At 69.2% G+C, this 8,785-nt stretch carries 8 protein-coding genes and 2 pseudogenes; 4 read left to right on the forward strand and 6 right to left on the reverse strand.

All coding sequences use genetic code 11. The annotated features are described in order from the left end of the window. Positions 1 to 27 precede the first annotated feature (27 nt). From ACWGH4_RS25170 to kdpF, 4 genes are read right to left on the reverse strand one after another with little or no spacing between them, the layout of a single operon-like run. Positions 28 to 693: a potassium-transporting ATPase subunit C gene (locus tag ACWGH4_RS25170; RefSeq protein ID WP_453464866.1), complete on the reverse strand. Its 666-nt coding sequence runs from the start codon at positions 691 to 693 to the stop codon at positions 28 to 30. 8 nt (positions 694 to 701) lie between these two features. Next, positions 702 to 2,849, reverse strand: a complete 2,148-nt coding sequence (gene kdpB, locus ACWGH4_RS25175; protein ID WP_453464869.1) for a potassium-transporting ATPase subunit KdpB — start codon at positions 2,847 to 2,849, stop codon at positions 702 to 704. After that, entirely contained in the window at positions 2,846 to 4,510 is a 1,665-nt protein-coding gene (gene kdpA, locus ACWGH4_RS25180) for a potassium-transporting ATPase subunit KdpA (RefSeq protein ID WP_453464872.1), read from the reverse strand. The genes kdpB and kdpA overlap by 4 nt, the downstream gene beginning before the upstream one ends. Positions 4,511 to 4,518: 8 nt before the next feature. Beyond that, entirely contained in the window at positions 4,519 to 4,608 is a 90-nt protein-coding gene (gene kdpF / locus ACWGH4_RS25185; RefSeq protein WP_037647273.1) for a K(+)-transporting ATPase subunit F, read from the reverse strand. A 438-nt stretch (positions 4,609 to 5,046) separates the two neighbouring features. Here kdpF and ACWGH4_RS25190 point away from each other — a divergent pair, with 438 nt between their 5' ends. After that, positions 5,047 to 5,640, forward strand: coding sequence for a TetR/AcrR family transcriptional regulator (locus tag ACWGH4_RS25190; protein ID WP_453464875.1), 594 nt, complete (start codon positions 5,047 to 5,049; stop codon positions 5,638 to 5,640). Between the two features lie 97 nt (positions 5,641 to 5,737). Next, entirely contained in the window at positions 5,738 to 6,472 is a 735-nt protein-coding gene (locus ACWGH4_RS25195; protein ID WP_453464878.1) for an NADPH-dependent F420 reductase, read from the forward strand. 36 nt (positions 6,473 to 6,508) lie between these two features. Here the strand turns inward: ACWGH4_RS25195 and ACWGH4_RS25200 are convergent. Beyond that, positions 6,509 to 7,046, reverse strand: a pseudogene (locus ACWGH4_RS25200) (site-specific integrase); the annotation flags it as partial. Between the two features lie 91 nt (positions 7,047 to 7,137). Next, on the reverse strand, positions 7,138 to 7,488 hold the full coding sequence (locus ACWGH4_RS25205) for a DoxX family protein (RefSeq protein ID WP_441267366.1): 351 nt from the start codon (positions 7,486 to 7,488) through the stop codon (positions 7,138 to 7,140). Between the two features lie 142 nt (positions 7,489 to 7,630). Between ACWGH4_RS25205 and ACWGH4_RS25210 the strand changes: the two genes are divergently transcribed. Next, positions 7,631 to 8,161, forward strand: a complete 531-nt coding sequence (locus tag ACWGH4_RS25210; RefSeq protein WP_453464881.1) for a MarR family winged helix-turn-helix transcriptional regulator — start codon at positions 7,631 to 7,633, stop codon at positions 8,159 to 8,161. Between the two features lie 369 nt (positions 8,162 to 8,530). Then, positions 8,531 to 8,785, forward strand: a pseudogene (locus ACWGH4_RS25215) (hypothetical protein); the annotation flags it as partial.

Genomic DNA, 8,785 nt, shown 5'->3' on the forward strand with positions numbered 1-8,785 from the left:
GGCAGGATGCCCGCCGGCCACACGCGGTCACTGCTCGGTGAGTTCTTTCAGGGCGATGTTCAGCTGGAGGACGTTCACCGTGGGCTCCCCCATGAACCCCATGATCCGCCCGTCGATGTGGTCCTTGACCAGCTTGTCGACGGCGTCGACGTCGAGGTGGTTCTTCTCGGCGACCCGGTGGACCTGAAGCCGGGCGTAATCGGGCGAGATGTGCGGGTCGAGGCCAGAGGCGGAGGAGGTGACGGCGTCGGCCGGCACGTCCGCGGGACGGACCTTGTACGTCGCCGTGGAGTTGTCCTTGATCACGGCGGCCTTGGCCTCCTTGACCCACCGGACGAGCTCCGGGTTGTCGCCGGACCGGTTGGTGGCACCGGAGAGGATCAGGTTGTACCGGGTGTCGACGCTGTTGCTGCCGAGGCCGTTGGACGGACGCGGCTGGAACCACTTCAGGTCCGGGGCGGGCGTCTCCTCTCCCTCTTTCAGGGGGCGGTCGTAGCGCTGGCCGATCAGAGCGGAGCCGACGACCTTGCCGTCGCTCTTGATCTCGGAGCCGTTGGCCGTGTCGTGGAAGAGGCCCTGGGCGACGCCGGTCACGGCGAGCGGGTAGATCACGCCGCAGATCAAGGTCAGTACCAGAAGGGCCCGCAGGCCGGCGCCGATCAGACGAGCGGTGCTCGATACGGAGTTGTTCATGGTGGTCGTCACCCAATGCCAGGGATGAGGGAGAGGAGCAGGTCGATGAGCTTGATACCGATGAACGGGGCGATCAGGCCGCCGAGTCCGTAGATGCCGAGGTTGCGCCGGAGCATCCGGTCCGCACTCATCGGCCGGTACCGCACACCTTTCAGGGCGAGCGGCACGAGAGCGATGATGATCAGCGCGTTGAAGATGACGGCGGAGAGGATCGCGGACTCCGGCGAGGTGAGCTGCATGATGTTGAGCCTGTCCAGGCCCGGATGGGCGACCGCGAACATCGCCGGGATGATCGCGAAGTACTTGGCCACGTCGTTGGCGATCGAGAACGTGGTGAGTGCGCCTCGGGTGATGAGGAGCTGCTTGCCGATCTCGACGATCTCGATGAGCTTGGTCGGGTTGGAGTCGAGGTCGACCATGTTTCCGGCCTCCTTGGCGGCCGAGGTGCCGGTGTTCATCGCCACGCCGACGTCGGCCTGCGCGACCGCCGGGGCGTCGTTCGTGCCGTCGCCGGTCATGGCGACGAGCTTGCCGCCGGCCTGCTCCCGTTTGATCAGCGCCATCTTGTCCTCGGGGGTGGCCTCCGCGAGGAAGTCGTCCACTCCCGCCTCCTCGGCGATGGCCTTGGCGGTGAGCGGGTTGTCGCCCGTGATCATGACGGTCTTGATGCCCATGCGGCGCAGTTCGCCGAACCGCTCGCGCATGCCGTCCTTCACGACATCCTTGAGGTGGACGACGCCCAGGACCCGTGCGCCCTGGCCGTCCTCCACAGCCACGAGCAGCGGCGTGCCGCCGGCCTCCGCGATGCGGTCGGTCAGCTCGCGGGCGTCAGGGGCGACGGTGCCTCCCTGCTCCTCGACCCAAGCGATGACCGAGCCCGTCGCGCCCTTGCGGACCTTGCGGCCGTCGACGTCCACGCCCGACATGCGGGTCGGGGCCGTGAAGGCGATCCACTCGGCGTGCGCCAGCTCGCCTTGATGGCGTTCGCGCAGGCCGTACTTCTCCTTGGCCAGGACCACGATGGAGCGGCCCTCGGGCGTCTCGTCCGCGAGCGAGGAGAACTGGGCGGCGTCCGCCAGCTCGGCATCGGTCGTGCCCTTGACCGGCAGGAACTCGGCGGCCTGGCGGTTGCCGAGCGTGATGGTGCCGGTCTTGTCGAGCAGCAGCGTGGAGACGTCGCCGGCGGCCTCGACCGCGCGGCCGGACATGGCCAGGACGTTGCGCTGCACCAGCCGGTCCATGCCCGCGATACCGATCGCCGAGAGCAGCGCGCCGATGGTGGTCGGGATCAGGCAGACGAGCAGAGCGATCAGCACGATCATGGTCTGCTGGGCGCCCGCATAGGTCGCGAACGGCTGCAGGGTGACGACCGCGAGCAGGAAGACGATCGTGAGGGAGGCGAGCAGGATGCTCAGCGCAATCTCGTTCGGCGTCTTCTGCCTCGCCGCACCCTCGACCAGATTGATCATCCGGTCGATGAACGTCTCGCCCGGCTTCGTCATGATCTTGACGACGATCCGGTCGGACAGCACCTTCGTGCCGCCGGTGACGGCGGACCGGTCGCCGCCCGACTCGCGGATGACTGGGGCGGATTCACCGGTGATCGCGGACTCGTCCACCGACGCGACGCCATCGACGACGTCTCCGTCGCCGGGGATGATGTCGCCGGCCTCGCAGACCACCAGGTCACCGATGCGCAGGTCGGTGCCCGGTACGCGCTGCTCGCCGGCCCCGGTGAGGCGCCGGGCGACGGTGTCGGTCTTGGCCTTGCGCAGGGTGTCCGCCTGCGCCTTGCCGCGGCCCTCGGCCACCGCCTCGGCCAGGTTGGCGAAGATGGTCGTGAGCCACAGCCAGATGGTGATCGCCCAGCCGAACCAGTCGCCCGGCTCCTTGCAGGCGAGCCCGGTGGTGACCACCGAGCCGACCAGCACCACGAACATCACCGGAGACTGGACCATCACCCGGGGGTCGAGCTTGCGGATCGCGTCCGGGAAGGACGTGATCAGCTGCTGCGGGTCGAAGAGGCCGCCGGCGACCCGGCCGGCCTCGGGCTTGTGCCCGGTCGGCACGTCGCTGTGCGGCGCCTGGGTCGAAGTGGCGTGGGACATGGAGTCCTCTTGCTTCTGTGCGTCGTGCTTTTCCACGTCGATGGTCATGACGCCAGCCCTTCGGCGAGCGGCCCCAGCGCGAGCGCCAGGAAGTAGGTCAGACCGGTGATGATCAGGATCGTGCCGACCAGCAGGCCGGTGAACAGGGGCTTCTCGGTGCGCAGCGTGCCCGCGGTCTTGGGGACGGGCGTCTGCTCGGCGAGCGAGCCGGCCAGGGCGAGCACGAACACCATGGGCAGGAACCGGCCCAGCAGCATCACGAGGCCGATGGTGGTGTTGAACCACTGGGTGTCGGCGTTCAGCCCGGCGAAGGCGGATCCGTTGTTGTTGGCGCCGGAGGTGTAGGCGTAGAGGATCTCGGAGAAGCCGTGTGCGCCGGAGTTCGTCATCGAGCCGGCCGGGGTCGGCAGCGCCATCGCCGCGGCCGTGAAGCCGAGCACCAGCGCGGGGGTGATCAGGATGTAGCAGGCGGCCAGTTTGATCTGGCGGGTGCCGATCTTCTTCCCGAGGTACTCGGGCGTGCGGCCGACCATCAGGCCGGCGAGGAACACGGCGATGATCGCCATGATGAGCATGCCGTAGAGGCCGGAGCCGACACCGCCGGGCGCGATCTCCCCCAGCATCATGCCGAGCAGGGTGATCCCACCGCCGAGGCCCGTGTAGGAGGAGTGGAACGAGTCCACGGCCCCCGTCGAGGTGAGCGTGGTGGACACCGCGAAGATCGACGAGGCGCCGATCCCGAACCGGCTCTCCTTGCCCTCCATCGCCCCGCCGGCGATCTCGAACGCCGGGCCCTTGCCGGCGAACTCCGTCGCCCACATCAATACGACGAACGCGAGCCAGATCGTCGCCATCGTGGCGAGGATCGCGTAGCCCTGCCGGACACTGCCGACCATCCGGCCGAACGTGCGCGTCAGCGAGAACGGGATCAGCAGGATCAGGAAGATCTCAAAGAGGTTGGTGAAGGCGTTCGGGTTCTCGAAGGGGTGGGCGGAATTGGCATTGAAGTAACCGCCACCGTTGGTGCCCAGCTCCTTGATGGCCTCCTGCGAGGCCACGGCCCCGCCGTTCCACTGCTGCGCACCGCCCGTGAACTGCCCGACCTCGTGGATGCCGGCGGAGTTCTGGATGGCGCCGCACGCGACCAGCACGATCGCGCCGACCACCGAGATCGGGAGCAGGACGCGCACGACGCCGCGCACCAGGTCGGCCCAGAAATTGCCGAGCTCACCGGTGCGGGACCGGGCGAAGCCGCGCACGAGCGCGACCGCGACCGCGATCCCCACGGCCGCGGAGACGAAGTTCTGCACCGCCAGGCCGCCGGTCTGCACGACGTGGCCCATGGCCTGCTCGCCGTAGTACGACTGCCAGTTCGTGTTCGACACGAAGGACGCGGCCGTGTTGAACGCCTGGTCCGGGTCGATCGACACGAAGCCGAGCGAGCCGGGCAGGAGACCCTGCAGGCGCTGCAGGAGGTAGAGGAAGACGACGCTCACGGCGGAGAAGGCGAGGACGCCACGCAGGTAGGCGGTCCAGCGCATCTCGACCGTGGGGTCGGCACCGACGGCCTTGTAGATCCACTTCTCCACCCGCAGATGCCGGGTGGAACCGTAGACCTTGGCCATGTAGTCGCCGAGCGGACGGTATGCCAGAGCCAGCGCCGCTATCAGCGCCAGCAGCTGGAGCACACCGGCAAGGAAGGGGCTCATAGCCGTGCTCAGAACCTCTCCGGGTACACAAGGGCGAGGATCAGATAGCCCAGGAGGGAGACGGCCACGATCAGGCCGACGATGTTCTCGGCAGTCACAGCTTCGCCACCCCCTTGGCAACAAGTGCCACCAACGCGAATACCGCGATCGTGGTGACGACGAAGGCCACGTCGGCCATCGCGAGCTCCTGAATGAAGAGGTGAGATGGATTCGGCCGGATGCGAACGCAGCCAACCGGCCGAGATGAGCAAACCGCGTCTTCACCTCTGGGTTAAGGCCCCTTGATGGGGCCCATACGTCAGGAGGGCGCGTCTTGACGAACCCCTTGCGGAGCATGTGGCTCCGCTCACCCCTGAGGGCGGCGCAGCGAGCGGGTCCCCCGTTCCGCGGCCAGGCGTGCCGACGGCTTGTGCGCTCCGACCTCGCGGAAGGCACACCGGTTTGACCGGATGCTGCCTCCGGTTTACGCTCGTCCGTGTACGGAGGCAGCATCCGTTTTGGGTGCGGCCGCAGGATCACAGGAGACCGGAGCACGCATGAACGCCGGCGGGCAGCAGGGACGCAGGCCCCGTGCCGATGTCCAGCGCAACCGCGCGGCCCTCCTGGAAACGGCGCAGCGTCACTTCCTGCGGCACGGGGTCGGCACCTCCCTGGAGGCGGTGGCCAAGGAGGCGGGCGTCGGACCCGCCACGCTGTACCGGCACTTCCCCACCCGGGAGGCGTTGCTCGCGGCCGTGCTGCAGACGCGCTCCGAGGAGTTCGTGGCCCGCCGGGCCGGCATCGAGCAGCTCGGCGACTCCGCCGAGGCGTTGGAGCGGTGGCTGCGGGCGATGGAGGAGTATCTCAGCGCCTTCAGCGGACTGCCGGACCCGCTCATGGCCGCGGCTCGCGCCCAGGATCCGGACAACCCCCTCACGATTCCCTGCGACATCCTCATCACCGCCACCGATCAGTACGTGCGCGCCGCGCAGCGCGCGGGGCACGTGCGCGCCTCGGTGCAGGGGTACGACCTGTTCCTCGCGGCCTGTTCCGTCGCCTGGATCAAGGGCACCGGCACCGAGGAGAAGTCACTCGACCGCCTCCGCGCGCTCATCGCCAGCGGCTACCGCGAGCGGGACACCCAGGCGTAATCCGCCACACACCCCGGCCACGGCCGGGCGGCCCGCCACACAGTCACCACATCGCGCCGCCCCCACGGGGGCAGCACAACCTCCTAAGGGACAAATCATGAAAATTACCGTCATAGGCACAGGTGCCATCGGCGGGAACCTCGCCGTCAAGCTCAGCACGGCCGGTCACGACGTCCAGGTTGCCGACGCCCGCGGCCCCGAAGCCATCCGGGCCGAGGTGCTTGAGTCCGGGGCCCGCGCGGCGGAGCTGACCGACGCCGTCCAGGGACGGGACGTCATCATCCTGGCCATCCCCTTCGGGGTGGCGGGGAAGCTGGCCGACCTGTTCGCCGCGGTCCCCGACGAGACGGTGGTCATCGACACCTCGAACTACTACCCGCACCTCAGCGGGCAGATCGAGGCCGTGGACAACGGCGAGGTGGAGAGCGTGTGGAACGCCGAGCAGCTGGGGCGGCCCGTGGTCAAGGCGTGGAACGCCGCCCTGGCCGAGACCCAGCGCTCCCGGGGCCTTCCGGCCGGAACTCCCGGCCGCCTCGCCATCCCCGTCGCCGCCGACTCGGAACAGGCGCGGCGCGTGGCCATGCAGCTCGTGGACGACACCGGTTTCGACCCCTACGACGCCGGCACGCTGGCCGACTCGTGGCGTCAACAGCCCAACAGCCCCGCCTACTGCACCGAGCTGACCCTCGACGAACTGCCGGCGGCCCTGGCCGCAGCCGACCGCGTCAAGGACGCGGCCGTCCGCGACAGCCTCCCGGAACGCTTCGCCGCCCTCCCGGCCAACCCCACCGTCGACGACGTCGTCGAGATGAACCGCGCCGCCCACCTCTGACCCACCCGGCGACCAACCCGTGCTCAGCGGCGTCGATCCCGGCACGAGCATGCCGGGCCCCTCCGCGATCGCCTCCGCAGAGGGGTGGAAGCACCTCCGTACGTTCTCCGCCCTCTTGTGCCGGGACTTCGCCATCAGCAGGAGCAGACTCGCCCCGCCCTCGCCGAGGTGGGTCAGGCCGGAGTGCCGCCACTCATGCAGATCCCAGCCGATGCCCGGCTCGCGCCGAGGGCCGTGTGCGCGCGTCGAGCAGCATCCGGGCCTGCCCGTAGGAGAGGCGGGCGAGCCCGATATCCGGGCAGACGTCGCGCGGTGCGAGGACCTTGCCCGGGCCTGGCTTGCGGCGGGTGACGAACACCCGTCCGCGCGTACGCCCCTTGCGCAGACGGGGCAGCAGCCGGCGGTGCCCGCGTCCCAGTAGACCGTCTCCAGGACGAAGCCCTCGCGAGCGGCGCCGCGGCGACGCGTACGTGGACGAGCACCCTTGGCCTTCACCGGCGCCCAGCGAGATCCAGCTCCTCGATGTTGACGCCCAGGATCTCCTCGGCGCGGTGGTCTCGAAGAGCATCCGCCAATGTTGTGCCAATAGACGGGCCCGCTGGATGGGAGCAATCACCCGGCGGGCCCGCTGTGTACCTCGTTGCGTTCAACGACCGCTTGGCGCTTCAGACCGTCGCGAGGCCAAGCACCAGCGGTGCTGCGGAAACGAGCATGATCACGGCCGGCGTGCCGACGCCCTTCTTGTCGCCCGCACGGACGTGCGTGATCACGGCGCCCAGGAAGTACAGGACGACACCTATAGCCGCCGCAATACCCAGCGGGCGGTAGGCGATACCGGCGAGCAGCCCCAGCGCGCCCGCGATCTTTACGAGGCCGAGGGGCACGAACCAGCTGTCGGGCACCCCGACCGCCTTGAGTCCCTCCGTGATCTTCGGGTCGCGGGTGATGTCGCCACGGGCAGACACGAGCAGCAGCAGAGCCAGCAGGACAGCGAGGACGACATAGGCAATGAACACGGAGAACTCCAGGGCGGTAATGGGGAGGGGGCCGCCGACCGGCCCAGGAATGCAGCGCGGCAAGTGATGGGCTGCAGCAAATAATCTATGTGCTTCAACGATTAATGGCAACCGAACATTCCTGGCTTGCTATGGTCGAACCATGGCCCAACGATCCGGCGCCAGTGCGCCCGCCACCAGCACTTCCGCCAGCCTCCCTGGCTGCGACGAGGCCCCCGAATCCACCGGCCCGGAGTCCCGCCTCTCTCTGCTCCTGGCGCGGCACGGTGGCGCCACCGAGGCCTGCATTCGTGAGGCGCTCACCGCCTCCGGGGTCACCCCCCGCCACGCCATCGTGCTGATGCACCTCGACGGCGGTCAGCTCGGCCAGCGCGACCTCGGCGCCCGGCTGGGTGTGGACCCCAGCGTCCTGGTCGCTCTCCTCAACGCACTGGAGGACCGTGATCTGGTACGACGGCGCCGGGATCCAGCCGATCGCCGCCGTCACATCGTCGAGATCACCGACGCGGGCGTGACCGCCGTTACCAAACTCGACGCCGCCATCGGCCACGTCGAGGACGAGCTCTTCGCCGATCTCACCTCCCAGGAGCGCGACACCCTTCACTCGCTCCTGGCCCGTGTCCGCACCGCCCATGGCAGCGCCTGCGATGCCGCAACGGACGCGGACTGCTGACTGCATGCATGTGCCCGGTTCAGGCCGATTCGTCGGCGAGGCGCTCTCCAGCGTCGTCGCACCGGTAGATGCCGTAGCCGGTCAGTTCGGGAAGGGGCTCTTGGAAAAGGGTCCGGCTCCCTGGATACCTCGTCGGCGGCCTACTTCACTCTGTAGAGCCGGAGGGCGAGATTCCCTCCGGCTCGCCGACGCAGACGTCCTCAGGCTTGTACGTGCTCGCTGTTCAGCGGCTCTCGCTGCTGTGGTCGCAGCTGGGGCGGATGAGGCGGACCATGGCGCGGTAGAGGGCGGCCTGCGCACGACCACTGTCGACCTGGCATCGGGCAGCGCGGAGAGCGGGGCGCCGGGGGCGGCGTAGGAGCGCAGCACGTGGCCCATCAGACGGCGCCAGATGTCGGGCGCGTCGTCGCCGGTGGCGTTGACGACGCCGGCGTTGTCCCCCAGCCGCCGCGCCGTACCCGATCGCTGGTCGTCGTCCCCGTCCCTGGTCTGTCCCGGCCGACGTGCCAGGCGCCCCCACCGGAAGGCCGCGACGCCTGGCAGGGCAAGGGCTGCTGCCCGCCGTCCGCGTCGACGGCCTCCGCCGACGCCGCGGCCTCGGCCTCGGCGTCGACGGCCTCCGCC

The organism is Streptomyces sp. NPDC054847 (genome assembly GCF_053610925.1).